This window comes from Micromonospora sp. C31 (genome assembly GCF_018070575.1).
GTDB lineage: Bacteria > Actinomycetota > Actinomycetes > Mycobacteriales > Micromonosporaceae > Micromonospora.
Genome location: NZ_JAGPXN010000001.1, coordinates 782,991 through 809,411 on the forward strand (window position 1 = coordinate 782,991; position 26,421 = coordinate 809,411).

Annotated in this window: 27 protein-coding genes and 1 pseudogene; 15 read left to right on the forward strand and 13 right to left on the reverse strand. The window is 73.3% G+C overall.

Annotated elements, in window-relative coordinates:
• Positions 1-63 precede the first annotated feature (63 nt).
• Positions 64-912, forward strand: a complete 849-nt coding sequence (locus KBX06_RS03660) for an aminotransferase class IV (RefSeq protein ID WP_210832689.1) — start codon at positions 64-66, stop codon at positions 910-912.
• A gap of 15 nt (positions 913-927) precedes the next feature.
• On the opposite strand, the gene KBX06_RS03665 is transcribed toward KBX06_RS03660, so the two are convergent.
• Together KBX06_RS03665 and mtfM are read right to left on the reverse strand one after the other, a co-directional pair.
• Positions 928-1,521: an FABP family protein gene (locus KBX06_RS03665; RefSeq protein ID WP_210832690.1), complete on the reverse strand. Its 594-nt coding sequence runs from the start codon at positions 1,519-1,521 to the stop codon at positions 928-930.
• A gap of 117 nt (positions 1,522-1,638) precedes the next feature.
• Positions 1,639-1,743, reverse strand: coding sequence for a small membrane protein MtfM (gene mtfM, locus KBX06_RS28310; RefSeq protein ID WP_266320062.1), 105 nt, complete (start codon positions 1,741-1,743; stop codon positions 1,639-1,641).
• A 12-nt stretch (positions 1,744-1,755) separates the two neighbouring features.
• Here mtfM and KBX06_RS03670 point away from each other — a divergent pair, with 12 nt between their 5' ends.
• The 3 genes from KBX06_RS03670 to KBX06_RS03680 are packed head-to-tail and all read left to right on the forward strand — an operon-like array spanning position 1,756 to position 4,622.
• Positions 1,756-2,130, forward strand: a complete 375-nt coding sequence (locus KBX06_RS03670; protein WP_210832691.1) for a DsrE family protein — start codon at positions 1,756-1,758, stop codon at positions 2,128-2,130.
• Between the two features lie 54 nt (positions 2,131-2,184).
• Positions 2,185-2,568: an SCP2 sterol-binding domain-containing protein gene (locus tag KBX06_RS03675; protein ID WP_210832692.1), complete on the forward strand. Its 384-nt coding sequence runs from the start codon at positions 2,185-2,187 to the stop codon at positions 2,566-2,568.
• Positions 2,565-4,622: a glycogen debranching N-terminal domain-containing protein gene (locus KBX06_RS03680; RefSeq protein ID WP_210832693.1), complete on the forward strand. Its 2,058-nt coding sequence runs from the start codon at positions 2,565-2,567 to the stop codon at positions 4,620-4,622. The genes KBX06_RS03675 and KBX06_RS03680 overlap by 4 nt, the downstream gene beginning before the upstream one ends.
• Before the next feature lie 9 nt (positions 4,623-4,631).
• Here KBX06_RS03680 and KBX06_RS03685 read toward each other — a convergent pair whose 3' ends face one another.
• The 6 genes from KBX06_RS03685 to KBX06_RS03705 form a co-directional block, all read right to left on the reverse strand.
• Positions 4,632-5,489 (reverse strand): hypothetical protein, encoded by an 858-nt coding sequence (locus KBX06_RS03685; RefSeq protein WP_374225561.1) that lies wholly within the window; start codon positions 5,487-5,489, stop codon positions 4,632-4,634.
• Positions 5,490-5,587: 98 nt separating this feature from the next.
• Entirely contained in the window at positions 5,588-5,911 is a 324-nt protein-coding gene (locus KBX06_RS03690; protein WP_210832695.1) for a DUF1416 domain-containing protein, read from the reverse strand.
• A gap of 3 nt (positions 5,912-5,914) precedes the next feature.
• Positions 5,915-6,763, reverse strand: a complete 849-nt coding sequence (locus KBX06_RS03695; RefSeq protein ID WP_210832696.1) for a sulfurtransferase — start codon at positions 6,761-6,763, stop codon at positions 5,915-5,917.
• A gap of 206 nt (positions 6,764-6,969) precedes the next feature.
• Positions 6,970-7,047 (reverse strand): Ms5788A family Cys-rich leader peptide, encoded by a 78-nt coding sequence (locus tag KBX06_RS28645; RefSeq protein WP_325050676.1) that lies wholly within the window; start codon positions 7,045-7,047, stop codon positions 6,970-6,972.
• Positions 7,048-7,243: 196 nt separating this feature from the next.
• Positions 7,244-8,032, reverse strand: a complete 789-nt coding sequence (locus KBX06_RS03700) for a DUF2993 domain-containing protein (protein ID WP_210832697.1) — start codon at positions 8,030-8,032, stop codon at positions 7,244-7,246.
• A gap of 82 nt (positions 8,033-8,114) precedes the next feature.
• Positions 8,115-9,167 carry a hypothetical protein gene (locus tag KBX06_RS03705; RefSeq protein ID WP_210832698.1) on the reverse strand — a complete coding sequence of 351 codons (1,053 nt, stop codon included), beginning with the start codon at positions 9,165-9,167 and terminating at the stop codon, positions 8,115-8,117.
• Positions 9,168-9,412: 245 nt separating this feature from the next.
• Between KBX06_RS03705 and KBX06_RS03710 the strand changes: the two genes are divergently transcribed.
• The 8 genes from KBX06_RS03710 (at position 9,413) to KBX06_RS03745 (ending at position 17,311) form a co-directional block, all read left to right on the forward strand.
• Positions 9,413-10,132, forward strand: coding sequence for a response regulator transcription factor (locus tag KBX06_RS03710; RefSeq protein ID WP_210832699.1), 720 nt, complete (start codon positions 9,413-9,415; stop codon positions 10,130-10,132).
• A 106-nt stretch (positions 10,133-10,238) separates the two neighbouring features.
• A complete protein-coding gene (locus KBX06_RS03715; protein ID WP_374225569.1) occupies positions 10,239-11,192 on the forward strand; it encodes a polysaccharide deacetylase family protein in 954 nt (317 codons plus the stop codon).
• A 103-nt stretch (positions 11,193-11,295) separates the two neighbouring features.
• On the forward strand, positions 11,296-12,222 hold the full coding sequence (mshD, locus tag KBX06_RS03720; RefSeq protein ID WP_210832700.1) for a mycothiol synthase: 927 nt from the start codon (positions 11,296-11,298) through the stop codon (positions 12,220-12,222).
• 402 nt (positions 12,223-12,624) lie between these two features.
• Positions 12,625-13,728 carry a phosphate ABC transporter substrate-binding protein PstS gene (pstS, locus tag KBX06_RS03725; protein WP_210832701.1) on the forward strand — a complete coding sequence of 368 codons (1,104 nt, stop codon included), beginning with the start codon at positions 12,625-12,627 and terminating at the stop codon, positions 13,726-13,728.
• A 52-nt stretch (positions 13,729-13,780) separates the two neighbouring features.
• Positions 13,781-14,872 (forward strand): phosphate ABC transporter permease subunit PstC, encoded by a 1,092-nt coding sequence (gene pstC / locus KBX06_RS03730; RefSeq protein ID WP_210832702.1) that lies wholly within the window; start codon positions 13,781-13,783, stop codon positions 14,870-14,872.
• A complete protein-coding gene (gene pstA, locus KBX06_RS03735) occupies positions 14,869-15,957 on the forward strand; it encodes a phosphate ABC transporter permease PstA (RefSeq protein ID WP_210832703.1) in 1,089 nt (362 codons plus the stop codon). Before pstC ends, pstA begins: the two co-directional genes overlap by 4 nt.
• Before the next feature lie 20 nt (positions 15,958-15,977).
• The gene (pstB, locus tag KBX06_RS03740) at positions 15,978-16,754 is read left to right on the forward strand and encodes a phosphate ABC transporter ATP-binding protein PstB (RefSeq protein ID WP_210832704.1); all 777 of its coding nucleotides are present in this window, start codon (positions 15,978-15,980) and stop codon (positions 16,752-16,754) included.
• Between the two features lie 143 nt (positions 16,755-16,897).
• Positions 16,898-17,311: a VOC family protein gene (locus KBX06_RS03745; protein ID WP_210832705.1), complete on the forward strand. Its 414-nt coding sequence runs from the start codon at positions 16,898-16,900 to the stop codon at positions 17,309-17,311.
• Positions 17,312-17,344: 33 nt separating this feature from the next.
• On the opposite strand, the gene KBX06_RS03750 is transcribed toward KBX06_RS03745, so the two are convergent.
• Positions 17,345-18,178: an NUDIX domain-containing protein gene (locus tag KBX06_RS03750; RefSeq protein WP_210832706.1), complete on the reverse strand. Its 834-nt coding sequence runs from the start codon at positions 18,176-18,178 to the stop codon at positions 17,345-17,347.
• Positions 18,179-18,249: 71 nt separating this feature from the next.
• Here KBX06_RS03750 and KBX06_RS03755 point away from each other — a divergent pair, with 71 nt between their 5' ends.
• Positions 18,250-19,218 carry a Gfo/Idh/MocA family protein gene (locus KBX06_RS03755; protein ID WP_210832707.1) on the forward strand — a complete coding sequence of 323 codons (969 nt, stop codon included), beginning with the start codon at positions 18,250-18,252 and terminating at the stop codon, positions 19,216-19,218.
• Positions 19,219-19,280: 62 nt separating this feature from the next.
• On the opposite strand, the gene KBX06_RS03760 is transcribed toward KBX06_RS03755, so the two are convergent.
• The 3 genes from KBX06_RS03760 to KBX06_RS03770 form a co-directional block, all read right to left on the reverse strand.
• Complete coding sequence (locus KBX06_RS03760; RefSeq protein ID WP_210832708.1) at positions 19,281-20,285, reverse strand: inorganic phosphate transporter; 1,005 nt, start codon at positions 20,283-20,285, stop codon at positions 19,281-19,283.
• Positions 20,286-20,289: 4 nt separating this feature from the next.
• Positions 20,290-20,916: a DUF47 domain-containing protein gene (locus KBX06_RS03765; RefSeq protein ID WP_088998168.1), complete on the reverse strand. Its 627-nt coding sequence runs from the start codon at positions 20,914-20,916 to the stop codon at positions 20,290-20,292.
• Positions 20,917-21,059: 143 nt separating this feature from the next.
• The gene (locus KBX06_RS03770) at positions 21,060-22,055 is read right to left on the reverse strand and encodes a PPK2 family polyphosphate kinase (protein WP_210832958.1); all 996 of its coding nucleotides are present in this window, start codon (positions 22,053-22,055) and stop codon (positions 21,060-21,062) included.
• A 445-nt stretch (positions 22,056-22,500) separates the two neighbouring features.
• Here KBX06_RS03770 and sigJ point away from each other — a divergent pair, with 445 nt between their 5' ends.
• Positions 22,501-23,466, forward strand: coding sequence for an RNA polymerase sigma factor SigJ (gene sigJ, locus KBX06_RS03775; RefSeq protein ID WP_210832709.1), 966 nt, complete (start codon positions 22,501-22,503; stop codon positions 23,464-23,466).
• Between the two features lie 57 nt (positions 23,467-23,523).
• Here sigJ and KBX06_RS03780 read toward each other — a convergent pair whose 3' ends face one another.
• Positions 23,524-24,030 carry a DUF402 domain-containing protein gene (locus tag KBX06_RS03780; protein WP_210832710.1) on the reverse strand — a complete coding sequence of 169 codons (507 nt, stop codon included), beginning with the start codon at positions 24,028-24,030 and terminating at the stop codon, positions 23,524-23,526.
• Between the two features lie 217 nt (positions 24,031-24,247).
• On the opposite strand from KBX06_RS03780, the pseudogene KBX06_RS03785 reads away from it, so the two are divergent.
• Positions 24,248-26,410 (forward strand): annotated as a pseudogene (locus KBX06_RS03785) (ATP-dependent DNA helicase); the annotation flags it as partial.
• Positions 26,411-26,421 lie beyond the last annotated feature (11 nt).

Sequence of the window (26,421 nt, forward strand, 5' to 3'; positions counted from 1 at the left end):
ATCATAGTTCGCCCCGCCGCGCCCGCCGCCGGTGTCGACCGTCCGCCGCTAGGCTCGGCGGTCATGGTGGCGTCGAGGATCGCCGTGCCGGGGCGCGGGCTGGTGCCACCCGGGGAGCCGGTGCTGCGCGCCGACGACCGGGGCGTGCTGCACGGTGACGGGCTCTTCGAGACCATGCACCTGCGGGGCGGGCGGCCGTGGCTGCGCGACGCGCACCTGGCCCGGCTGGCCCGGGCGGCGGCGGCCGTCGACCTGGCGCTGCCCCCCGCCGAGGTGCTGGTCGAGCTGCTGGACACCGTCCGCGCCGGCTGGCCCGCCGAGGTGGAGGGGGCGCTGCGGCTGGTCTGCACCCGGGGCCCGGAGGACGGCGGGCCGCCCACCGTCTACGCGACGCTGGCCGAGGTGCCGGCGTCGGCCCGGGCGGCCCGCCGCGACGGCGTCACCGTGGCGACCCTGCCGCTCGGCGTCGCGGCGCGGGCCCGCGCCGAACTCGACTGGCTGCCGGCCGGAATCAAGTCCACCTCGTACGCGGTGAGCACCGCCGCCCGCCGCTGGGCCGCCCGTGCGGGCGTGGACGACGCGCTGTGGGTCTCCTCCGACGGGTACGCGCTGGAGGGGCCCACGGCCAACCTGGTCTGGCTGACCGGCGACACCCTCCGCGCGGTGCCCGCCGCCGGGACCGGCATCCTGCCCGGGGTGACCGCCGGCTGGCTCCTCGCGCACGCCCACGAGCTGGGCCTGTGCGCCGAGGAGCGGCTGGTCACCCCGGCGGAGCTGCGTACCGCCGACGGCGTCTGGCTCAGCTCGTCCGTGCGCGGCCTCGCCGAGATCCGCACCTTGGACGGTGTCGGGCTGCGCCGTTGCGCGCGCACGCCCGCCCTCCAGGCGCTGCTGGCCTTCCCCGGCCCCTGACCTTCGACAGGAGGGTCAGCCCGCCACCCGGGTGAGGCGCGCGGAGAGGTGCGGGGAGAGCGGGTGGCCCACGGCCGCCATCTCCTGGGCGTAGAGCAGGGCGCCCTCGACGATGCCGAAGAGGCGGTGGCCCGCCGTGACCTCCTTGGCGGTCGAGGTGCGGACCACCGCGTCGGTGACGAACTCGATCTGGGTGCCCTTGCGCTTGCCGATGTGCAGCTCCATCACCCCGGTGGGGACGGTCATCAGCGCTTCCAGCTCGTCGGTGGCGCGGTCGCCGTCCATCACCGGCCGCCACCAGCCGACCTCGCGGCCCGCCGGGCGGACCGGGTGGCTCTGCTCGTCGAGCAGCCACGCGCGCGACTCGTAGAACAGGAACGGCCGGCCGTCGTGGCTGATCCGGATCTCCTGCGCGAAGTCGAAGTCCTCGATGCTGGGGAAACCGCCCCGGCCCCGGCCGCGCCACACCCCGACGTACGGCAGCAGCCCGTCCAGCGTGGGGTGCAGCTTCGGGCCGACACGCAGGTCGTGGCTCTCCTCGTAGGGGTACGGGTCGGCCGGCGGCGCGTTCAGCCACGGCGGCGGCTGCAGGGGGTTCTCGTCGCTCACCGGGCCACCTTCCTCGTTCGCGACTGCGGGGCTCGCAAACCCGGCTCACTCCTCACGCTCACCAGGCCACCTTCGTTCGCGACTGCGGGGCTCGCAAACCCGGCTCACTCCTCACGCTCACCAGTTACCTCTCGATATGCGTACGGCCAGGTAGACCAGGCCACCGGCGAGCGCGCCCAGACCGGCGACCAGCAGGCTGACGAACCCGATCTCGGTAACCATCGTGACCATCCTATGCTGGGCCCCATGGCCCGCTCTCTCGTCGTCAAGGCCACCGCCGGCGCGGACGCCCCGGAGCGGTGCGCCCAGGCATTCACCGTCGCCGCCACCGCGGCCGCCGCGGGGGTGCACGTGTCGCTCTGGCTGACCGGGGAGTCCACCTGGTTCGCGGTGCCCGGCCGGGCGCAGGAGTTCGAACTGCCGCACTCGGCCCCGCTGGCCGAACTGCTGCACGTGATCCTCACCACCGGCACGGTGACCGCCTGCACCCAGTGCGCCGCCCGGCGGGACATCGGGCCGGACGACGTGCTGCCGGGCGTCCGGATCGCCGGCGCCGCGGTCTTCGTCGAGGAGGCGATGGCCGAGGGGGCCCAGGCCCTGGTCTACTGACGGACGCCCGCCGATACCGACCCGACACGTCAGGCAAATGCCTACGATTCGGGTGTGACCGAGGCGACGGAGCGATTCTTCGCATCACTGCCGGCGCGCGCCCCGGCGGTGCTGCGCAGCCCGGTCAGCGGGACCCTGCAGATCGACCTCTCGCGCGACAGCAGCAGGACGGTGCACTGGCTGGTCCGCCTTCGGCCGGGGGCGATCGAGGTGAGCCGCAACCGAGGCCCGGCCGACGCGATCTGGTACACCAGCGAGGAGATGTTCGACCGGCTCGTCACCGGCCGGGCCCAGGCGATCTCGTCGGTGCTGCGCAACGAGAGCAGTTTCAGCGGCGACGTGGTGCTCTTCCTGCTGTTCCGGAAGTTCTTCCCCGACCCGCCCGGCACCCACGACCCCCGCGAGGCCGCGCGCACACAGCTCGGGCGGCTGCCGTGAAGCAACTGGTCAGCATCCTGGACGGCAACACCTTCCTGGTCAGCGACAACCGCGGCGACGTCGAGCCGTCCCTCGACTTCCCGACCGGGCTCTTCTCGTTCGACACCCGTCACCTCTCCACCTGGTTGCTGACCCTCGACGGCGAACGGCTGCACGCCCTCTCCGTCGACACCGCGGAGTCCTTCCAGACCCGGTTCTTCCTCGTTCCCGGCGAGCCCACGCACTACCTGGACGCGAAGGTCTCGGTGATCCGGAGCCGGGCCATCGGCGGCAGCTTCGCGGAGGAGCTGACCGTGCTCAACCACTCGGGGAAGGAGATGGAGTTCGTCGTACGCCTCGACATGGCCGCCGACTTCGCGGACCTGTTCGAGATCAAGCACGTCCGGCGCAAGATGGGCCACACCACCGCCACCGTCGGCGAGAAGGAGCTGCGACTGGCCTACCGCCGGGAGGGGTTCCACCGCGAGACGGTCGTCACCACCAGCGCGCCCGCGCACGTCGAGGTCTCCGGCATGACCTACCGGGTCCGGGTCGGCCCGCGCGGCGAGTGGACGACCCGGCTGCACGTGTCGACCATCGTCTACGGCGCGCGCGGCGTGGACATCCGGGCCAACCTGCCGCTGTACCGGGGCAGCCGCGACCCGGACGCCATCCGGAAGGAGCAGGACGACCTGATCGCCCAGGCACCGAAGCTCGGCTGCGACTGCCAGCCGCTGGCCGGGGCGTACCGGCAGAGCCTGACCGACCTCGCAGCGCTGCGCTACGAGTCGATCACCCTCGGCGTACGCCTGATGGCGGCCGGCCTGCCGTGGTTCATGACCCTGTTCGGCCGGGACAGCATCATCACCTCGCTCCAGGTGGTGCCCTTCCTGCCGGAGCTGGTGCCGCCGACCATCATGATGCTGGCCGGTCTCCAGGGACACCGGATCGACGACTTCCGGGACGAGGAACCGGGCAAGATCCTGCACGAACTGCGCTACGGCGAGACGGCGGGCTTCGAGGAACAGCCCCACTCGCCGTACTACGGCTCGGCAGACTCGACGCCGCTCTTCCTCATCCTGCTCGACGAGTACGAGCGGTGGACGGGCGACGACAAGCTGGTGCGGGGCCTGGAGGCCCAGGCCCGCGACGCCCTCGCCTGGATCGACACGTACGGGGACCTGCTGGGCACCGGCTACCTCTGGTACCAGACCCGCAACCCGGACACCGGCTTGGCGAACCAGTGCTGGAAGGACTCCTGGGACGCCATCTCGTACCGTGACGGCCGGTTGCCCGGCTTCCCGCGCGCCACCTGCGAACTACAGGGCTACGCGTACGACGCGAAGATCCGCGGTGCCCGGATGGCCCGCGAGTTCTGGGGCGACCCCGCGTACGCCGACCGGTTGGAGCGGGAGGCCGCCGAGCTGAAGATGCGGTTCAACCGGGACTTCTGGATCCCGGAGCGGGGGTACTACGCGCTCGCCCTGGACGCCGACGGCCGACAGGTGGACGCCCTCACCTCCAACATCGGGCACCTGCTCTGGAGCGGCATCGTGGACGAGTCGCGGGCCGGTCGGATCGCCGAACACCTGCTGGGGCCGCGGCTCTACTCCGGTTGGGGCGTCCGGACGCTCGCCGACGACCAGGGGCGGTACAACCCCGTCGGCTACCACGTCGGGACGGTGTGGCCGTTCGACAACTCGATCATCGCCTGGGGGCTGTGGCGGTACGGGTTCCGCCAGGAGGCCGGGCAGATCTGCGGCGCGATGCTGGAGGCGTCCCGGTTCTTCGGCGGACGGCTGCCGGAGGCCTTCGCCGGCTACGAGCGCAGCGTCACCGACTACCCGGTGGAGTACCCCACCGCGTGCAGCCCGCAGGCCTGGTCGGCGGGCACGCCGCTGCTGCTGCTGCGGGTGATGCTGGGGCTGGAACCGCAGGGCGAGCACCTGATCATCGATCCCGCCGTGCCCGAGGGGATGGGGCGCGTCGAGCTGCTCGACATCCCGGGCCGCTGGGGGCACGTCGACGCCCTGGGCCGCAGCCGCACCCCGCACGACCACCCGCGCGGCCGTTGACCGCCCGGGTCAGGCGGGGCAAGCCGTGTTGACCGAGACGACGACCTGGTCCCCCGAGAGGTCGGCGACGACGGTGACCGGGCCACGCCGGTAGGCGTACGCCTGCGGAACGTCCAGCACCGGGACCCGGGTGACGGGGGCCAGGGCGGCGGCCGGGGACGCGGTCGCCTCGACGCCGGCGGAGCGCGCGGAGCGGGCGGTGCCGCCGCCGGGGCAGGGCGCGGTGACCAGCTCGGGAGCCGGTCCGCCCGGAGCCCCGAGGACCCGCAGCGCCTCCCCGAGGGCATCCGCCTCCACACCGGCGGCAGCGGTCGCGGGTACGTCGTAGCCGTCGCCCACCGGCCGACAGCCGGTGTCGACGGTCAGCCGGACGCGGCCGTCCCCCGCGACCCTGCCGGCGACCGTGACGAACTCGCCCGCGTCGGCGCGCAGCCGGGGGCCGACGTCCGACGTGACCCGGACCCCGGCCCGCCAGTCCTCGGGAAGCCGGTCGGCGACCTGCTCCAGCAGCGCCCGCTCCCGGCCCGCCGCGACGAAGACGTCCACCCCGCGGATCAGGGTGGCGCCGTCGGCGAACGGGGTGACGCGGCAGCCCCGCTCGATCTCGGGCGGGGTCAGCACGGCGGTGTCGCCGGCGGCCGCGACCAGTGCGCCGACCGCGCGGTCGACGACCGGGCCGGCCTCGGCCAGGGTGCGCTGCTCCCGGACGGTCGGTGGGTCGTTGCGCACCGACGTCCAGGTCAGCGCCGCCAGCAGCACCGCCCAGGCCACGGTGCCGGCGAGCAGCCAGGGCAGCCACCGTCGGGGGGCCGCCGGCCGGTCGGGACCGGTGGACGGGGCCTGCCCCGCCGCTTGCACGCCGTTCACGGGGGCCATCGTGTCACGCCGCCCGGCCGCACCCGGAGACGGCCGTGGCCCGCCACCTGCGAGAGGGGCGGGCCACGGGCCGATCCGGGCGTGGCAGGTCAGGAGGCGACCGTGACGGCGACCTCGTTGATGCCGCGGGCGGCGGTCACGGCGGTGTCGCCGTTGCCGTGCCGGGAGAGCGCCCGCAGGGTCCAGGAACCCGGCGCGGCGAAGAACCGGAACTGGCCGGCCGGCGAGGTCACCACCTCGGCGGTGAACTCACCGGTCGAGTCGAGCAGCCGGACGTACGCGCCCGGAACGGCCTCGCCCGCGTCGGACCGGACGACGCCGGTGATCACGGTCTCCTTCTCCAGGTCCAGGCTCGCGGGCAGCGGAGCGGCCTGGTCGGGTGCGGCGCAGCCGGCAGCGGTGGGTGCGGTCATGGCTCAGGCCTCCCCGGGCTCGTCGCCGAGCGCGACCGGCACGCCGACCAGCGAGCCGTACTCGGTCCAGGATCCGTCGTAGTTCTTCACGTTGCGGTGCCCGAGCAGCTCCTGGAGCACGAACCAGGAGTGCGAGGAGCGCTCGCCGATCCGGCAGTACGCGATCGTCTCGCGGCTGTCGTCCAGCCCGGCGTCGGCGTAGATCCTGCGCAGCTCGTCGTCGGACTTGAAGGTGCCGTCCTCGTTGGCGGCCTTCGACCACGGCACGCTGATCGCCGTGGGGATGTGACCGGCCCGCTGGGCCTGCTCCTGGGGCAGGTGGGCGGGGGCCAGCAGCCGGCCGGCGAACTCGTCGGGGCTGCGCACGTCGACCAGGTTCTTGGTGCCGATGGCGGCCACGACCTCGTCGCGGAAGGCCCGGATCGAGGTGTCCGGCTCCTGCGCCACGTACTGGGTCGCGGGGCGGGTCACGGCGTCGCGGACCAGCGGGCGGGCGTCGAGCTCCCACTTCTTGCGGCCGCCGTCGAGCAGCTTCACGTCGCGGTGGCCGTAGAGCTTGAAGTACCAGTACGCGTACGCGGCGAACCAGTTGTTGTTGCCGCCGTAGAGGACGACGGTGTCGTCGTTGCTGATGCCCCGCTCGGAGAGCAGCGCCTCGAACTGGCTCTTGTTGACGAAGTCCCGGCGCACCTGGTCCTGGAGGTCGGTCTTCCAGTCCAGCTTGATCGCGCCGGCGATGTGGCCGGTGTCGTAGGCCGAGGTGTCTTCGTCGACCTCGACGAAGACGACGCCCGGGGCGTCGAGGTTCTTCTCGGCCCAGTCGGCCGAGACGAGTGCGGTGTCGCGACTCATCAGATCACTCCCTGGTGAGGATGAATGGTGAACCAGCACGAGGGCATCGAAAGTCGAGACGATCGCACCACGCGCGGGATCCACCGTATGGACGGATCACGGGTTCGTGCGACGGCGCCGCTGCCGGGCGTGGAAAGAGAGCACGGGAGAAGAAACAAGGCTCCTGCGTGCCGGTGGCCGCCGGGCGGCCGAGGACAGCCCCGCCGTCAGATGGCGGGGCGACACAGGCAGGTGGCCACGCGGCACAGGTCGACCGCGCGCCGTTTGGTGAGGAGTGTCCCCATGAGCAGGGAGCCTACCAGCCGGGCCCGGGGACACCACCGGGCCGACCAGCATCCGGGACGCCCCGGCCGTCGCACCGAAGCCCGCCACCCCGCGCGCCGCCGGTAAGGAAGGGCCCCTTCCTATCGCGATCGGTATAGGAAGGGGCCCTTCCTAACATCTGGGGCGGTGCCGGGCCCGGCACGGGCCGCCGCTGGGTCAGCCGGTGGCGGAGTTGATCGGTACGTTCCTGGCGTCCGCGGTGACGGCCAGCCCCTCGGGCAGCGGCCGGACCTCCCGAACGGCGAGCTGGAACGGCAGCTCGGGCAGGGGTACGTCGATGGAGATGCCGCGGGCGTAGTTGTTCAGCAGCACCCGGGCCAGCGGCAGGTTCGGCAGGCCGTCGGCGTTCAGGTCGTTGAAGCGCAGCGCCACCTTCCCCTCCCTGCCGACGGTGATGTCGGCGGTGCCGGTCACGGTGAGCCGCTGGCCGAGGATGTCGACCGGGGCGGTGACGGCCAGCCGGCCGTTCTGCTCGCCGAGGGTCAGCCCCGGCCGGTCGAGCAGCTTGGCGAGGCTGTCGTAGCTGATGGTGCCCGTACCGTCGACCGTCTCGGCGACCACGTCGCCCTGGCCGGAACGGATGGTGTCGAGCGAGGCGCGCACGTTGTGGGCGTCCACGTCGAGCTTCGGCAGCGCGACCGCGTCGCCCCGCACCGAGCCCTGCACGTCGCGCAGCGCGATGGAGATGCGCTCGTAACGGCCGTCGAGCACCTGGGTGAGGAACGGCACGCCGCCGACCTCGACCTCCGGTGGTGCGGACTGCGCGCCCTGCTTGGCGATCTCCTGGCGGACCTGGTCGGCGATGGCCCGCTCGGCCACCCCGACGGCGACCCGGTCGGCCACCACGAGCAGGCCACCCAGGATCAGCAGCAGCACGACGAGGGTGATCAGCACCTTGCGCCCGCGTCGCCGGGGCCGCTCCTCGTACGGGTCGTCGTGCGCCACGCCGCCTCCTGTCGTCAGTGCCGAGGGTGCCGCGGAGCGGCCCACCGGTGGTACCCGAACCGGGAAAACCTCAACCGCCGCGTCAGAGAACGAGCTTGCACATGGCGTACGCGGCCGGCGCGGCGAGGGCGAACCCGCCGAGCGGCCCCTGCATGTGCCGGGCCACCCACATGGTCGGCGGCTCCCCCGCCATCAGTCGGCCCGCCTCCGCGTAGCCGACGGCCAGGTCGGCCAGCACGGCGGCGACCGCCGCCACCAGCCCGATGATGGCGGCCCGGGTCGGGGTGAAGGGCGTCACGAGATAGCTGCCGAGTACGGCGCTGACCAGGGTGCCGACCATCGCGCCGACGACCACGCCGGCCGCGCCCCGGGGCACCTGGGGGGCCAGCCGCGGCCACGGCGCCACCGCGTCGGTCAACCGGGCGACGACGAGCGCGACCGCGCTGGCGGTGAGGCACACCGTGATGGCCTGGGTGCCCGCCGGGATCCGGCTGAGCACGATCAGGGTGGCGAAGGCGACGACGCCGACCACGATCAGCAGCGTGCTGCCGAGCGAGTCGGTCACCCGCACCCGGTCGACCCGCCGGACGAGCTGGCCGAGCACCCCGAGGACGAAGCCGCCCGCCGCGACGTAGCCCAGCGGCGCCAGACCGGCGACGTCGGTCTGCACGGCCGCGGTGTCGGCCGCCACCGCGGCGCCGACGCTGACCGCGGCCACCAGCAGCAACGCGGGCGGCCGCATGGCCATCGTCCAGGCCAGCACGAAGAGCAGTTGTACGCCGAAGATGACGAACGCGAAGGGCAGCCGGTGCCCCGGGCCGGAGGTCTGCGCCCCGAGCACCAGACCCACCCCGAGCAGGGCGGCGAACCCGGCGACGGTCAGGGCGAGCGGGCGGCGCACCTCGACCGGCTCGGTCGGCTCCTCGTCCGGCTCGTCGTCCGGCTCGTCGTCGGCCCGGCGGGCCGGCTCGCCGGCCCGCCGCGCGCGGCGTGGTCCGCTGCGCTCCCGGCGCTCGCCGTCGTCGTCGGGGGCCGGCCCGGTGCGCGGCGCTGGCGGCTGGCCACGGGAGGGGCCGGGGCGGGGGCCGTCGGGCCACTGGTCGCGGCCGGTCTCGGGCGAGCTGGAGGGAAACACGCCCCGATCGTGCCAGACCCGCCGGCCGGGGCGGGGACCACGGTTTCGGCAACGTTAAAACCTGGGGCACGATCATGGGCAAGCCGGGCAAACGGGAAAGGACGCGGAGGCCCGGCCGGGGCGATCGGTTACGCTCAAGCCGTTACCCGCCCGTCAGCGACGCCGGGACCCACGCAAGTTCATCAGCGCCACACCCCGCCGCGGAGTGCGCTGGTCGCGCGCGGCCGACGGCCGCCGGGACGGAGGTGATCGTGGAGATCCTGCTGCTGGTTACCGCGCGCGCAGGCGAACCGTCCGCAGTGCTGCCGGCGCTCGACCTGCTGCCGCACTCGGTCCGCACCGCGCCCCGCGACGTCCGCACCCTGGTCGCCGGCCCCAGCCCGGACGCGGTGCTGGTCGACGCCCGCTCCGAGCTGAGCGAGGCCCGGGCGACCTGCCGGATGCTGCACGCCACCGGCCTCGGGGTGCCGCTGGTCGCGGTCGTCACCGAGGCCGGCCTGATCGCGCTCAACGCCGACTGGGGCGTCGACGACGTCATTCTCGCCGCCGCCGGCCCGGCCGAGGTGGAGGCCCGGCTGCGGCTCGCCGTAGGGCGGCTGGACAACGCCACCTCCGGCGCGGGCGGCTCGATCCGCGCCGGCGAGTTGACGATCGACCCGGACACCTATGCCGCGAAGCTCAAGGGCCGGCCGCTCGACCTCACCTACAAGGAGTTCGAGCTGCTGAAGTTCCTTGCCCAGCACCCGGGCCGGGTGTTCACCCGCGACCAACTCCTGCGCGAGGTGTGGGGCTACGACTACTTCGGCGGCACCCGCACGGTCGACGTGCACGTCCGGCGGCTGCGGGCCAAGCTCGGCTCCGAGTACGAGTCGATGATCGGCACGGTGCGGCAGGTGGGCTACAAGTTCGTCGTACCGCCCTCCCGGTCCCTGCCGGAGAGCGAGCACGCTCCCCTGCCGGTCTGACTTCCCGGCTCCTTCGGGGACTGTGCCGGATATGCCCCTTCTGCGCAGCTCGTCGGATCTATTCTGACTGCCGGGTTTGCGATTGCAGGGGGGCGACGGGGTGCGCATCGACCACGGGAGCGGCAGCGGATCGGCACGGACGCGCCCACTGATCCGGGACCCCTCGGCCGCGCGCACCATCGGTCTCGTCGCGCTGACGGTCGCCGCGCTACTCGGCTCCGCGTACGCCCTCGGGCGCAGCCTGGTCCCCGAACCGCCGACGTCCCGGTCCAACGTGACCACCAGCGCCACCGGCCCGCACTACGCCGACCAGCCCCCGGCGGACGACGCCCCCCGCCGTACGCCGACGGGTGACCCGGGCACCGCCCCGGCCAGCGACCCGGGCACCGCCCCGACGGAGGCCGGGCAGGACGGCGGGGCCGGCCCCGACGGCGCGCCGCAGCCGGGCCCGGCCGACGGGCCGTTCGGCACGCAGACGACCAGCGGCACCTCGCTGGTCGCGCTGACCTTCGACGACGGACCGGATCCGCAGTTCACGCCGCAGGTGCTCGCCCTGCTCCGCGCGTACCAGGTGCGGGCCACGTTCTGCGTGGTGGGCGAGAACGCGCAACGCCACCCGGACCTGGTCCGGGCCATCGCGTCCGACGGGCACACCCTGTGCAACCACAGCTGGAACCACGACGTCACCCTCGGCCGGCGGTCGCCCGCCGCCATCCGTACGGACCTGCTGCGCACCAGCGACGCGATCCGGGCGGCGGTGCCCGACGCGCCGATCACGTACTACCGGCAGCCCGGCGGCGCCTGGACGGGGCAGGTGGTGTCGGTGGCCCAGGAACTCGGCATGACGCCGCTGCACTGGACGGTGGACCCGTCGGACTGGGAGAGGCCGGGTGCCGGCCGGATCGCGGCGACGGTCGTCGCGGGCGTGGTACCCGGCTCGGTCGTGCTGCTGCACGACGCCGGCGGCGACCGACAGGGCACGGTGGACGCGTTGCACCGCATCCTGCCGGACCTGACCAGCAGGTTCGAGGTGGAGGCGCTGCCCGACGGGGTGACATGAGTCAGCCCCCACCGGCGGTCGGGCGGGGAACGCCCGCCGACACACCGCCCGGCGGCCGATCGAGCCCGGCGGCACCGGGGGCCCACCCGACTACGGTGACGTCATGAGCAACCCCGAAGCGAGCAGCGGCCGGGTGACCCGGGCCGACCGCCTCAGCCCCACGGAGATCGCCGACGTGACGACGCTGGCCCGGGCCGCCGGCGACGCGGACGGGGCGGACCCGCTCGACGAGCACGTCCTGCTCCGGCTCCGCGACCCCGACGCGCCCGCGGTGCACCTGACCGCCCGGGCGGACGACGGCACCCTGGCCGGGTACGCGCACCTGGACGACACCGACCCGACCACCGGGATCAGGGTGGAACTGGTGGTGCACCCGGCGTACCGGCGGCGCGGGACGGGGCGGGCGCTGGCCCGGGGCGTCCTGGCGGCGGCCGACGGCCCGCTGCGGGTCTGGGCGCACGGCGACCACCCCTCGGCCGCCGCCCTCGCCGTCGACCTGGGCCTGCGCCGGGCCAGGGTGCTCTGGCAACTGCGCCGACCCCTGACCGCTCCCGTCCCCGACCATCCGCTGCCGGACGGGGTGACGCTGCGCGCGTTCCGGCCCGGCGCCGACGACGAGGAGTGGCTGGCCCTCAACGCGCGGGCCTTCGCCGAGCACCCGGAACAGGGGCGCTGGTCCCCCGCCGACCTGCGGGTACGCCTCGACGAGCCGTGGTTCGACCCGGAGGGCTTCCTGCTCGCCGTCGACGGGTCCACCGGCCGGCTGCTCGGCTTCCACTGGACGAAGGTCCACGAGCGACCCGGCTCGGCCCGCATCGGCGAGGTCTACGTCCTCGGCGTGGACCCGTCGGCCCACCGCGGCGGGCTGGGCCGGGCGCTGACCGCGGCCGGCCTGGCGTACCTGCGCGACCGGCGGGACCTGGACCGGGTCATGCTCTACGTCGACGAGTCGAACACCGCAGCGGTGGCGCTCTACGAGCGGCTCGGCTTCGCGCGCTGGTCGGCGCACGTCACCTACCAGTCGGCCTGACGTCGGCCGGGGCCCGGGTCGCGGCGGCCCGGGCCCCGGCGCGTCGACCCCGGGCAGCCCGCCCCGCTGCCCGCCCCGCTCGGCCCGGGCCCCGGCACGCCCCGCCCGGGCCCCGGCACACCCGGCCCGGCCCGGTCACCGTCGGGTGACGGCGTGGTGTCCGCGAGACGACGCCCCACCGGGAAAATCCGCATACTTCCGACAGCGGCATCCGCGTTCACTAAACGGACAACCCACCCTCAGCGAGCGGTCACCTGCCCTGCCGCACCTGTTCACCCCTCGTTCACTTCCGACCGGCGAACCGGCTACCTGGCGCTCCTAACTTTTGGATCAGCCGGTCAGCGCCGGCACCCCGGGCCCCAAATCCGGGTGCGAAGTCAGACGTGAAGGGAAACCCCTCAGGTGAAGCTCCAGCGGCACGGCACTCTCGCCTGCCTCGCTCTTACCGCGACGCTCGCTCTCAGCGCATGCGGCTCGGACAACAACGAGCCCGCGAGCAGCGCCTCCGCCTCCGGGTCGGCCGCCGCCGACTGCGCCACCGGCACGCTGAACGCCCAGGGTTCGTCGGCACAGAAGAATGCGATGGACGAGTGGATCAAGGCGTACCAGCAGAAGTGCTCCGGCGCCAAGATCAACTATGAGTCGTCCGGTTCGGGCGCCGGCATCCAGGCCTTCATCGCCGGCACCGCCGACTTCGCCGGCTCGGACTCCGCCCTCAAGGAGGAGGAGCAGCCGAAGGCCGACGCCAAGTGCGTCGGCGGCGCGGCCGTCAACCTGCCGATGGTGATCGGCCCGGTCGCCATCGCCTACAACGTCAGCGGCGTGGACAACCTCCAGCTAAAGCCGGCCACCCTGGCGAAGATCTTCGCCGGCAAGGTGACCAAGTGGGACGACCCGGCGATCAAGGCCGACAACCCCGACGCCAAGCTGCCGTCGACCGCCATCAACGCGGTGCACCGCTCGGACTCGTCCGGCACCACCGACAACTTCACCGACTTCCTCACCAAGACCGCCGCGGCCGACTGGACCTTCGGCAAGGCCAAGGAGTGGAAGGCCCCGGGCGGCACCGGCGCGTCGAAGTCCGACGGCGTGGCCAGCGCGATCAAGAGCCAGGACGGCACCATCGGCTACGTCGAGTGGTCGTACGCCGAGAACGGTGGCCTGAAGACCGCCAAGGTCGGCAACGGCGCGGGCGAGTTCGCCGAGCTGACCGCCGAGTCGGCCGGCAAGACCATCGCCGGCGCCGAGGTGGTCGGCCAGGGCGACGACCTGAAGATGAAGATCGACTACAACACCAAGGAGGCCGGGGCCTACCCGATCGTCCTGGTGACCTACGAGATCGTCTGCTCCAAGGGCCTCGCCGCCGACAAGCTCCCGCTGGTCAAGGGCTTCCTCGGCCACGCCGCGAGCACTGAGGGCCAGGCCGACCTGACCGAGCTGGGCTACGCCCCGCTGCCCGAGTCGGTCCGCGCCAAGGTCGAGACCGCGGTCAAGAACCTCGCCTGAGCCGTCCACACCGACACCGTCACCACCACCTCAACTCGAAGCGAGCGAGCAGATGGGTGAAACCCCTCACCGCTCGGCCCACGCCGGCACCGGCGGGACGCGCGTGACCGAAGGTCACGACCGGCCCGCCGGTGCCTCGGTGCGTCCGGCCGAGGCACCAGTCAGCACCCGTACGCCGGGCGGAGCCGGGTTGGGCGGCGGCGGCGGACTGCCCCGCGCCCGGGCGTTCGGCGCCGAACGGGCCTTCCGCGCCCTCACCCTGGCCGCGGGCACCGCCGTCCTGGTCATCATCGCGGCGATCGCGGTCTTCCTGGTCGCCAAGGCGGTGCCGGCGCTGCGGGCCAACACCGAGAACTTCTGGACCTTCGAGGGCTGGTTCCCGAACGACGCGGAGCCGAAGTTCGGCATCGGGGCGCTCGCCTTCGGCACCGTGCTCAGCTCCGCGCTGGCCCTGCTCATCGCGGTGCCGGTGGCCCTGGGCATCGCGCTCTACCTGTCCCACTACGCGCCGCGCCGGCTGGGCACCGCGCTGGGCTTCCTGATCGACCTGCTGGCCGCGGTGCCGAGCGTGGTCTTCGGCCTCTGGGGCCGCGACGTCTTCATCAACCCGGTACGGGACTTCTCCGCCTGGCTGAACACGTACTTCGGCTGGATCCCGATCTTCGGCGGCGACGGCCCGTTCGGGAAGTCCATCATGCTGGGCGCGCTGGTCCTGGCGATCATGGTGCTGCCGATCATCACCTCGCTCTCCCGCGAGGTGTTCACGCAGACCCCGACCGCCAACGAGGAGGCCGCCCTCGCCCTCGGCGCCACCCGCTGGGAGATGATCCGCACCGCGGTGCTGCCGTACGGCCGTCCCGGCATCGTCGCTGCGGTGATGCTCGGCCTGGGCCGGGCGCTCGGCGAGACCATCGCCCTGGCGATGACCCTCGGCATCACCTTCAACATCTCGTTCAACCTCATCGAGAGCGGCGGCAACACCATCGCCGCCAACATCGCCAACACGTTCGGCGAGGCGAACGACACGGGGCGGGGCGCGCTGATCGCCTCGGGTCTCGTGCTCTTCGCCATCACGCTGATCGTCAACATCACGGCGCGGGCGATCATCCACCGCCGCCGGGAGTTCACGGAGTCGGCCGCATGACCACCACCGCCACCTCCCACCGCACCCGCCCGCCGGCCCAGCAGCCCACGCTGCGGGCCCGGCGCCTGCCGAAGTACGCCGCGGCGGCCATCGCGGCAGCCGCCCTGCTGCTCGCCGCCGCGTTCGTGTACGGCACGGGCACCGGTGGCCCCGTGCTGGTCGTGGTGCTCGGCGCGCTGCTCTACCTGGCCGGCCTGTACGCCGCCGCGAACCGGGTCGAGGGACGCCGGTCGGCCCGCAACCGCACCTGGAGCGCGCTGATCCACTCGGCGTTCGTGCTGGCCGTCCTGCCGCTGGCCTCGGTGGTCTGGACCCTGGTCAGCAAGGGCGCCGAGCGCCTGGACGCCGACTTCTTCCTCACCTCGATGAACAACATCGGCGCGCGGGACCCGAACGGCGGTGCGTACCACGCGATCGTCGGCACGCTCCAGCAGGTCGGTGTCGCCGCCCTGATCACCGTCCCGCTCGGCATCCTCTGCGCGATCTACATCGTCGAGTACGGCCGGGGCCGGTTCGCCGCCGCGATCCGGTTCTTCGTCGACGTGATGACGGGCATCCCGTCGATCGTCGCCGGCCTGTTCGTGCTGGCGTTCTGGGTGTTGATCGTCTCGCCGTGGTTCAACGACGGGCGGCCCAGCTTCTCCGGCTTCGCCGCCGCGCTCGCGCTGAGCGTGCTGATGCTGCCCACCGTGGTCCGCTCCACCGAGGAGATGCTGCGTCTCGTCCCGGCGCCGCTGCGCGAGGGGGCGTACGCCCTCGGCGTGCCGAAGTGGAAGACCATCCTGCGGGTCGTGCTGCCGACCGCGCTGCCGGGCATCGTCACCGGCGTCATGCTCGCCATCGCCCGCGCGGCCGGCGAGACCGCCCCGGTGCTGCTCGTCGCCGGCGGCGGCGCGGCGATCAACTTCAACCCGTTCGAGAACAACCAGTCGTCGCTGGCCCTCTTCGTCTACCAGCAGGCCGGCGACGCGTCGAGGTACGCGCCGGCGCGGGCGTGGACGGCGGCACTCACCCTGGTCGCCCTCGTGCTGATCCTGACCGTCGCGGCGAAGCTGCTGGCCCGTCGCAACCGGCTCGGCCGATGAACCCCGGAGGTACCACCACCATGGCCAAGCGCATCGAAGCCTCGAACGTCACCGCCTACTACGGCGCCTTCAAGGCGATCGAGAACATCAACCTGACGGTCGAGCCGAAGACGGTGACGGCCCTGATCGGCCCCTCCGGCTGCGGCAAGTCCACCTTCCTGCGGTCGATCAACCGGATGCACGAGGTGCTCCCCGGCGCCCGGGTCGAGGGCAGCCTCACCATCGACGACCAGGACATCTACGACCGGGACGTGGACGTCACCGCCGTCCGGCGCATGATCGGCATGGTCTTCCAGCGGCCGAACCCGTTCCCCACCATGAGCATCTTCGAGAACGTGGTGGCCGGGCTGCGGCTCAACGGCGTACGCCGCAAGTCGATCCTGGACGAGGCGGCCGAGCGGGCCCTCCGCTCGGCCAACCTCTGGGACGAGGTCAAGGACCGGCTCGGCAAGCCCGGCGCCGGCCTCTCCGGCGGCCAGCAGCAGCGGCTCTGCATCGCCCGGACCATCGCCGTCGAGCCGCAGGTGGTGCTGATGGACGAGCCCTGCTCGGCGCTCGACCCGATCTCCACGCTGGCCATCGAGGACCTGATGTTCCAACTCAAGGACAAGTTCACGATCATCATCGTGACGCACAACATGCAGCAGGCCGCCCGCGTCTCGGACCGGACCGCCTTCTTCTCGATCGAGAAGACCGGCGACCCGGGCCGGCTCATCGAGTACGACAACACGCAGAAGATCTTCAGCAACCCCGGTGTGAAGAAGACCGAGGACTACATCACCGGCCGCTTCGGCTGAGGTGTAAGGAAGGGCCCCTTCCTAACGCATAGCGTTAGGAAGGGGCCCTTCCTTACACCCGCCCACGCTGCGGCAGGCCCGGCGGCGCCCCAGGATCTGCTCTAGAGTCGGGGGAACGCCCACGGTCGCCGCGGAGGACGGGCATGTCTGGATATCCCCGGTTGCTGCACACCGTGCTCGACAGCACGAACCCGCGAGAGCTTGCCGAGTTCTACCGGCAGCTGCTCGGGCTGCGGTACCGACCTGGTGACGAACCACCGACGGACGGGACGGCCGACGACCGGGACTGGCTCGTGCTCACCGACAACGGCGGGACGGCCCAGCTCGCCTTCCAACTCGTCGATCACCTGCCGCGAACCACCTGGCCCCGGCACGACGTCCCGATGCAGTTGCACCTCGACTTCACGGTCCCGGACGCGGCCGAGTTGGAGCGGCAGCGTGAGCGGGCGGAGGCCCTGGGCGCGGAACTCCTGATCGACCGGACCGACGACCCCGACGAGCCGTTGTACGTGTTCGCGGACCGGTCCGGTCACCCGTTCTGCATCTTCGTGGCCTGATTCCGCCGACCTCCGCGCACGAAGCGACCACGGTCAGTCCAGCACGAACCGGGCCTCGCCGGTCTCGGCCTCGTCGAGGCGGGGCGTGACCGGGTTGGCCGCGTCCCGGGTCGCCGCCGCGCGGGCGACGCCGGCCAGGTCGCCGCCGGCCGCCACCTGGGCCAGGCTCACCAGGGTGGGCGGGAGCATGGTCAGCTCGCCCGCCGCCGCCCGGGCCAGGGCGTCCGCCGGGCGGACCCACACGGTGTGGTCGGCCTCGCCGGAGACGTCCCGGGTCCGCTGCCCCGCCGGCAGCAGGGCCACGAAGAAGTACGTGTCGAAGCGGCGCGGCTCGAACTCCGGCGTGATCCACCGGCTCCACGGCAGCAGCAGGTCCGACCGGAGGGTGAGCCCGCGCCGGGCGAGCAGGTCAGCAAAGCCGCCCCGGCGCTGCTCCAGCGCCACCCGGTCGGCCTCCCAGTCGTCGCCGCTCACGTCGCCCACCACGGTCGCGGCGTCGGGACCGGCGAGCAGGACGCCGGCCTCCTCGAACACCTCCCGGGCGGCGGCGCAGACCACCGCCTGGGCCGCCTGCGGGGTCAGCCCCAGCCGCTCGCCCCACCCGGCGGGCGTCGGGCCGGCCCAGTCCAGGTGCGCCTGGGAGTCCGAGGGGTCGACGCCGCCGCCGGGGAAGGCGTACATGCCGCCGAAGGCCATCGCGGCGACCCGCCGGATCAGGTACACCTCGAAGTCGTCGCCGGCGGGGCGGAGCAGCAGCACGGTGGCCGCGACCCGGGGCGCCGCCGGGGTGCCGCCCTCGGCGCGGAACCGGCGGGCGTGCGCCACGAGCGCCGGGGGTGCGGGGAAACCGTCGGCGTCGATCGTCATACGCCGAGCCTAGTTCCCGACGGGTGGATCACCTCCGCCGCCGTCCGGTGACCTTCGCTAACGTGGCCGGCATGACTCGATGGGGCATCCTGGCCACCGGCCACATCGCCGCCCGTTTCGCCGAGGACCTGCGGCTGGTGCCGGGCGCCGAACTCGCGGCGGTCGGCTCACGCAGCGCCGAGAGTGCGCAGCGGTTCGCGGCCCGGCACGGCGTGCCGCGGGCGTACGCCTCCTGGGCGGAACTCGCCGCGGACGACGAGTTGGACGTCGTCTACGTCGCCACCCCGCACGCCGCCCACCACGAGGCGGCCATGACCTGCCTCGCGGCCGGCCGGGCGGTGCTGCTGGAGAAACCGTTCACCCTCGACCTGGCGACCAGCGTCGAACTGGTCGACACCGCCCGCGCGGCCGGGGTCTTCCTGATGGAGGCCATGTGGATGCGGACGAACCCGCTCGTACGCCGGCTCTGTGAGCTGATCGCGGACGGCGCGATCGGCACGGTGACCGGCGTCCGGGCCGACTTCGGGGTGGCCGGGCCGTTCCCGCCGGAGCACCGGATGCGGGCCCGCACCCTCGGCGGCGGTGCCCTGCTCGACCTCGGCGTCTACCCGATCAGCCTGGCCCACCTGCTGCTCGGCGTGCCCGACCAGGTGCGGTCCTGGGCGCGGCTGAGCCCGGAGGGGGTGGACGAGAACACCGGCATCATCCTGGGCTACGACTCGGGCGCGGTCGCCACGCTGAGCTGCGGCATGGTCGGGGCCACCGCGCTGGTCGCCTCGATCACCGGCACCACCGGCCGGATCGACCTGCCGGAGCCGTTCTTCCGCCCCGGCTCGGCGACCCTGCACCGGGCCGACGCCGAGCCGGAGACGATCACCGACGAGCTGGTCGGCGGCGGCTACCAGTACGAGGCCGTCGAGGTTCAGCGCTGCCTCGCCGAGGGCCTGCGGGAGAGCCCTCTGGTCCCCCACGCCGCCACGCTGGAGGTGATGGCGCTGCTCGACGGGATCCGCGCCCAGATCGGCGTCGACTACTCCTGAAGCGGTGTAAGGAAGGGCCCCTTCCTAACGCTATGCGTTAGGAAGGGGCCCTTCCTTACACCTCAGCTGAACAGGGGTCGGACCAGGAAGAACATCAGGGCGCCGATCGATCCGGCGGCCGGGAAGGTAAGGATCCACGCGCCGATGATGTTGCCGGCCACGCCCCACCGGACGGCGGAGAGCCGCTTGGTGGCGCCGACACCCATGATCGCCGAGGTGATCGTGTGGGTCGTCGAGATCGGCGCGCCGAGCACCAGCGCGTTGAAGTAGAGCACCCCGCTGGCCACGGTCTCGGCGGCGAAGCCCTCCGGCGGCCGCAGGTCGATGATCTTCCGGCCCAGGGTCCGGATGATCCGCCACCCACCGGCGTACGTGCCGGCGGCCAGCACGGCGGCGGAGGTCCAGAACGCCCACTCGGGGATGAAGCTGGGGTCGTCCTGGTAGCCGCCGACGTAGAGGGCGAGCACCACGATGCCGATGGTCTTGGCGGCGTCCTGCATGCCGTGGCCGACGGACATGGCGGCGGCGGACGCGGTCTGCGCCCAGCGGAAGCCCCGGTTGAGCCGGCCCGGGTGCCCCTTCCGGAAGATCCACTGCACGGCGATCATGACGATGTAGCCGAGCAGGAAGCCGACCATCGGCGAGAGCACCATCGGGATGATCACGCTCTCCCCGATGCCGGTCCAGAGCACCGTGCCCGACGCGGCCACGGTCGAGCCGACCAGGCCGCCGATCAGCGCGTGCGACGAGGACGACGGCAGCCCGAAGTACCAGGTGACCAGGTTCCACACGATCGCGCCGATCACGCCGGCGAAGACGATGCCGAGGCTCGCCGTGCCGGTGGGCAGACTCACCAGGCCGCTGCCGACGGTCTTGGCCACCTCGGCGCCGAAGTGGGCGCCGATGAAGTTGCCGACCGCCGCCATGGCCAGGGCCACCCGGGGTGTGAGCGCCCGGGTGGAGATGCTGGTCGCGATCGCGTTGGCGGCGTCGTGGAAGCCGTTGGTGTAGTCGAACACCAACGCCACCGCGATCACCGCCAGTACGGCGATGAGTTCGGGACTCACAGGATCAGGACTCCTTGACCGCGATGGTCTCGACGGTGTTGGCCACGTGCTCGAAGGCGTCGCAGGCGGCCTCCAGCTCGTCGGCGACCTCCTTCATCTTCAGCACGGTCAGCGCGTCGTACTCGCCGGAGAAGAGGCGGACCAGCAGCATCCGGTAGACCTGGTCGCCGTCGTTCTCCAGCCGGTTGCACTCGATCCAGTAGTCCTCGAGGTCCTTCATCGACTTCAGCCGCGGCATCGCGTCGGCGGTCAGCTTCGCCTGGGCGTCCAGGACGTTGACCATCTCGTGCATCTCTCGGGGCAGCGAGGGGAGCTTGGTCAGGCCGTAGAGGTAGAGCAGGTTTCCGACCGCCTCGAGGTGGTCCATCACGTCGTCCAGCAGCGACCCGAGCCGGTAGATGTCCTCCCGGTCGAACGGCGTGATGAAGGTGGAGTTGATTTTCTTGTACAGCTCGTGGGTGATCTGGTCGCTGTCGTGCTCCACCTCGGTGAGCCGCTCGCTGACCGACTGCACCTCCACCCCCGGGAGGGCCAGCTCGTTGAGCAGCTCGGTGCCCTTCACCAGGTTCTGCGCGGCCCTGGTGAAGAGCTCGTAGAAGGCGCCCTCGTTCGGGCGGAAGGAAAACTTCACAGCACGGACCTCGTCGTGTCGGTGGAAGGGTGGCGGCCGCCCGGAGGGTGCCCGCCTGCGAATGCTAGGGAACGACGAAAGCGGGAGTTCGGCGGCCTCCCCCTGGCCAGCCCACATTCACCGCCCGTTCACCCGCCGTTCACTTACGACGTTCTCTCGGGTCTCAGCAGCCGCTCCCGTTCGTGCCGGACGTCGAAGCCGGCAGGCGGATACCCGAGATCGAGAGTGTCGAACGTCTCACGAAGCAGGTGCGCGACGGCCCAGTCGCGGAACCACTTGCGGTCCGCCGGCACCACGTACCAGGGCGCGGCGTCCGTGCCGCACCGGCTCAGGGCCTCGGCGTACGCGGCCTGGTAATCGTCCCAGCGAGCACGGGCGTCGATGTCCGACGGGTCGTACTTCCAGTGCTTGCGCGGCTCGTCCAGCCGCTCCAGCAGCCGCCGGCCCTGCTCGGCGTACGAGATGTGCAGCAGCACCTTGACCAGGACCACCCCCGCGTCGGCCTGCTCCCGCTCGAAGGCGTTGATCTCGTCGTACCTGGCCCGCCAGATCGACTCGGGGACCAGCGACTCGACGCGCGCCACGAGCACGTCCTCGTAGTGCGAGCGGTTGAAGACACCGACGTACCCGGGCGGCGGCAGCGCCCGCCGGATCCGCCACAGGAAGTCGTGCCGCAACTCCTCGGGGGTGGGCGGACCGAACGAGCGGACGTGCAGACCCAGCGGGTTCATCGCGCCGGCCACACGCTTGACGGTGCCGTCCTTGCCCCCGCAGTCCATCGCCTGGAGCACCAACAGCACCCGGCGCCCGCCAGCCGCAGCGAGCCCGTCCCCGCCGGCAGCCATGGGCTCCCCGGCGCGGGCATCCGCACCCGGCCCCGCCACGCCGGCAGCCGCACCCGGCCCTTCCCCACCGGCAGCCGTGCCGACGGGCTGGCCCGCCTGCCGCGCCTTCGCGTCGGCGAAGAGCATCTCCTGCTGCCTGCCCAGTTCCGCGCCGATCAGCGCGACCTGGCCGCGGGCCCACTCCTTGCGCTGCGGGCCGGTCACCTCCGGCCCGGGCAGCCCGGGCGTCGACCGGGGATCGACCGACCCGAGATCGACCGCCCTGCCCGGCGTCATCCGCAGCAGCTCCCGCATGGTCCCGGCGACCGGCCGCACGACACCGCCGGCCCCGTCCACGGCATCGCGGCCCACGCCGCCCTCCTCAGTCGCTCGCATCCTCGGATCATCACCCACATCCGCCCCAACCGCCCGCCAACCCCGCCCCGGCCCCTGCGGCGGGGCGCGGGGTGTGGGACGGGGCGCGGGGGCGGGGGCGAGGGTCGGGGCTTCGACTGGGGCAGGTGCGGGTGCAGGGGGCGAGGGCCGCCCGCGCCCCGTCCCGCACCCGCACCCGCACCCGCACCCGCACCCGCACCCGCACCCGTGATCATGAACTCGCGGGTGGGCGAGAATCGCTGCTTCCCCCGTTACGCGGGGCACCACAACTGCCCGATCGCCCCCGATCCTGGCGGGCCGGGTGCGGGGGCTGGAGAATCGGGGCGCGGTGGAGCGCGGCGGCAGAGCAGGGCGGGAGGGCGGCGTGGGGGAACTGGTGGCCGAGTTCGAGGCCGAGCGGGGGCGGCTGCTGGGGGTGGCGCACCGGATGCTGGGCAGCCGCAGCGAGGCGGAGGACGCCGTGCAGGAGACCTGGCTGCGGTACGCCGCCGCGCTCGCCGACCCGGCGGCCCGCGCCGAGATCCGGCACCTGGGCGCCTGGCTCACCACCACCTGCGCCCGGATCTGCCTGGACGTGCTCCGCTCGGCGCGGGTACGGCGGGAGGCGTACCCGGGTCAGTGGCTGCCGGAGCCCGTGGTGACGCCGCTCGACCAGGGCCCGCGCCCCGACGGCTTCGCGCCCGACCCGGCCGATCGGGCGGTCCGCGCCGACCAGGTGGGCACCGCCCTGCTGGTGGTGCTGGAGCGGCTCGCACCGGAGCAGCGGGTCGCCTTCGTGCTGCACGACGTCTTCGCCGTGCCGTTCTCCCAGATCGCCGAGGTGCTCGGTACGACCGACGCCGCAGCTCGTCAGCTCGCCTCCCGGGCCCGCCGGGCGGTGCACGCGCCCGACGCGCCCCGGCACACCGCCGACGCGGTCGAGCAGCGCCGGGTGCTCGCCGCCTTCGTGGCCGCCGTCGAGTCGGGCGACCTGGCCGCGCTGGTGCGGGTGCTCGCCCCGGACGTGGTCGCCGTCGGCGACAGCGGCGGCCACTTCCCGGCGGCCCGACGCCCGGTGCTAGGTGCCGACGCGGTGGCCCGCTTCATGCTGGGCCTGTTCGGCCGGGCCGGCCGCTACGGCGGCACGCTGCGCGCCCGCCGCGTGCTGGTCGACGGGGTGGAGGGCCTGCACCTGGAGAGCCGGCACTCGGACGGACGGCCGCTGCGGGTGGTCGCCGCCCTCGCGGTGCACGAGGGCCGGGTGACCGCGATCTTCCACCAGCTCAATCCGGAGAAGCTGGGTGATCTGCCGGCGCTGGCGGCCGAGGACGGCTGGCCGCCGCGCTGGTGACGCCCGGGGGTTCCGCCACCCGGCCGGCCCTGATCCGTCGGGCGGTCGCGCCGGCGGTCAGACCACCAGGGCCAGCCACTTGCGGTACGAGGTGGCGAACGGCTCGGTGCCGTCGCCCAGCGCGTCGAGGAGCCATCGGGCCGCCGCCTCGGCCTGCGTCACCACGTCGTCGGGGTAGCCGAAGCGGGCCTGGTGCTCGGCGAACTCGTCCTCGTCGCGCAACTCCACCAGACCGGTGGCCCGGCGGCGCACCACGTCGAGGTCGAGGTCGATGAGGTGGACGGTGTCGTCGTTCTCCCAGCGGGCCGGGCTGGCGATGTCGCAGTAGACCTCGCTGGTCCGTGGTGGTGGATTGAACATGCCGGTCCACCAGGCCTGGTGCGGCACCAGGAGGACGAACGGGATCTGCTCCACCGACGGCCGGCCGTGGTAGACGGACTTCGTGCCCTCGGGCACGCCGAGCCAGACGCCGAGATCGTCCTCGGCGAGGCGGCGGGCCGGGTAGTCACGGTGGGCGCTGCCGTCGTACTTGCGGTAGATCACGCGGACCACGTCGCTCGGCATGATCGCACCCTAACCGATACCGCCCATCCGTCGCCGCACGGAAGTGACCGGACGCGGTCGACCGGAGACCGTACCGTGACGACGCCACGCCCGGATCGGCGCGGCCGGTGTCGGGGACGGCGGGTACCGTCGCACGGTGACTCCGCGCCTCACCACCGGTTCCGCCACCCCCTCGCCCCGCACCGGAGGCCGGCGGCGGGGCGCCCGGCCGAGCGGGGTGGAGCTGCTGGCCGCCGCGGTCGGCGCGGTGCCGGGCGGGGCGGCGCGCCCCGGCCAGCAGCAGATGGCGACGGCCATCGAGGAGTGTGTGCAGGCGCGCGAGCACCTGCTGGTGCAGGCCGGCACGGGCACCGGCAAGTCGCTGGCCTACCTGACGCCCGCGCTGACTGTGGATGGTCCGGTGGTGGTCTCCACCGCCACCCTGGCTTTGCAGTCCCAACTGGTCGATCACGACCTGCCCCGGCTCGCCGACGCCGTGGAGCCGGTGCTCGGCCGGCGGCCCACCTTCGCGGTGCTGAAGGGGCGGCACCACTACCTCTGCCTGGCCCGGCTGGACAACTCCACCGAGGACGAGCCGGAGGACACTCTCTTCGACGCCCCGGCCGCGCGCCCCGGCGGCGGCACCAGGTGGCTCGGCGAGGCGGGGCGGCTCGGCAGGCAGGTCCAGCGGCTGCGCGACTGGGCGGAGAAGACCGACACCGGCGACCGCGACGAGCTGGACCCGGGCGTCGACGACCAGGCCTGGCGGCTGGCCTCCATGCCGGCCCGCGAGTGCGTCGGCGCGTCCCGCTGCCCGTTCGGCGCGGAGTGCTTCGCCGAGGCGTCCCGGGCCCGCGCCCGGGAGGCCGACATCGTGGTCACCAACCACAGCCTGCTCGCGGTCGACATGCTCGCCGGCCGGCACATCGTGCCACCGCACAAGCTGCTCATCGTCGACGAGGCGCACGAGTTGGCCGACCGGGTCTCCTCCGCGGCGCAGGCCGAGCTGGTGCCGGAGCTGATCGACCGCTCCGCGAAGCGGGCCCGCCCGCTGCTGCGGCCGGACACCGCCGAGTCGCTGACCGCGGCCGGCGACGCCCTGGCGGTCGGGCTGGCCGAGGCGCCGGCCGGGCGGATCACCTCGGGGCTGCCGGCCGCGCTGCGCGAGGCGTGCACCCTGCTCGACGCGGCCACCCGGGCGGCGCTCGACGCGATCGGCGACGTCAAGTCCGACGACCCGGACCCGGTGCGCAAGCAGCAGGCCAAGGCGGTGCTCGACGAGCTCTCCGCCACCGCGCAGCGGCTGCTGGAGGAGGCCGACCACGACGTGGCCTGGGTGGAGAAGAACGACAACAACGGTCGCCGGGCGCTGGTGGTCGCGCCACTTTCGGTCGCCGGCACGCTCGCCACCCACCTGTACGACGAGCGCACGGTCGTCGCCACCTCGGCGACGCTGACGCTGGGCGGCCGGTTCGACACGGTGGCCCGGGCGCTGGGCCTGGAGGCGCCTCCGGCCGACCCGCCGTCACCGGCCGCCGCTGCCCTGGCCGCCCGGTCCGCCGGGCGCACCGGCGCAGCCGCACCGGCACGGGGCACCGGGCCGGCCGAGGGCGGCACGGCCCAGGGCGGCACGGCGCAGGGCGGCACGGCGCAGGGCGGCACCGCCCAGGGCGGCCGGGCGCAGGACGGCACGGCTGCCGGCCCGGCAGGCGCACCGGCGACCTCGGGGCCGGGCTGGCGTTCCCTCGACGTCGGCTCGCCGTTCGACTACCCCCGGCAGGGCATCCTGTACGTCGCCGCGCACCTGCCCCGACCCAGCGTCTCCGGGCTGCCCGACGCGGCCGGTGAGGAACTGCTCACGCTGGTCACCGCGCTCGGCGGGCGTACCCTCGGCCTCTTCTCCTCCCGGCGGGCCGCGCAGCAGGCGGCGGAGCTGCTGCGGGCGCGGACCGACCTGCCGGTCCTGCTCCAGGGCGAGGAGGCGCTGCCGCTGCTGGTACGCCGGTTCCGGGAGGAGAAGTCGAGTTGCCTGTTCGGGGTGATGTCGCTCTGGCAGGGCGTCGACGTGCCGGGCGACTCCTGCCAACTGGTGGTCATCGACCGGCTGCCCTTCCCCCGGCCGGACGAGCCGCTCGCCGCTGCCCGGGCCGCCGCGGTGGACGCCGGCGGCGGGTCGGGTTTCGCGGCGGTCAGCGTGCCGATCGCCGCGATCCGGCTGGCCCAGGGCGTGGGGCGGTTGATCCGCTCGACAGGCGACAGGGGTGTGGTGGCGGTGCTCGACTCGCGCCTGGAGACCGCCCGGGGCTACGGGCCGTTCCTACGCCGGTCGCTGCCGCCGTTCTGGTACACCACCCGGCCGGAGGTCGCCCGCGGCGCCCTCGAACGCCTCGCCCGGACCTGACCCCGCGCCGC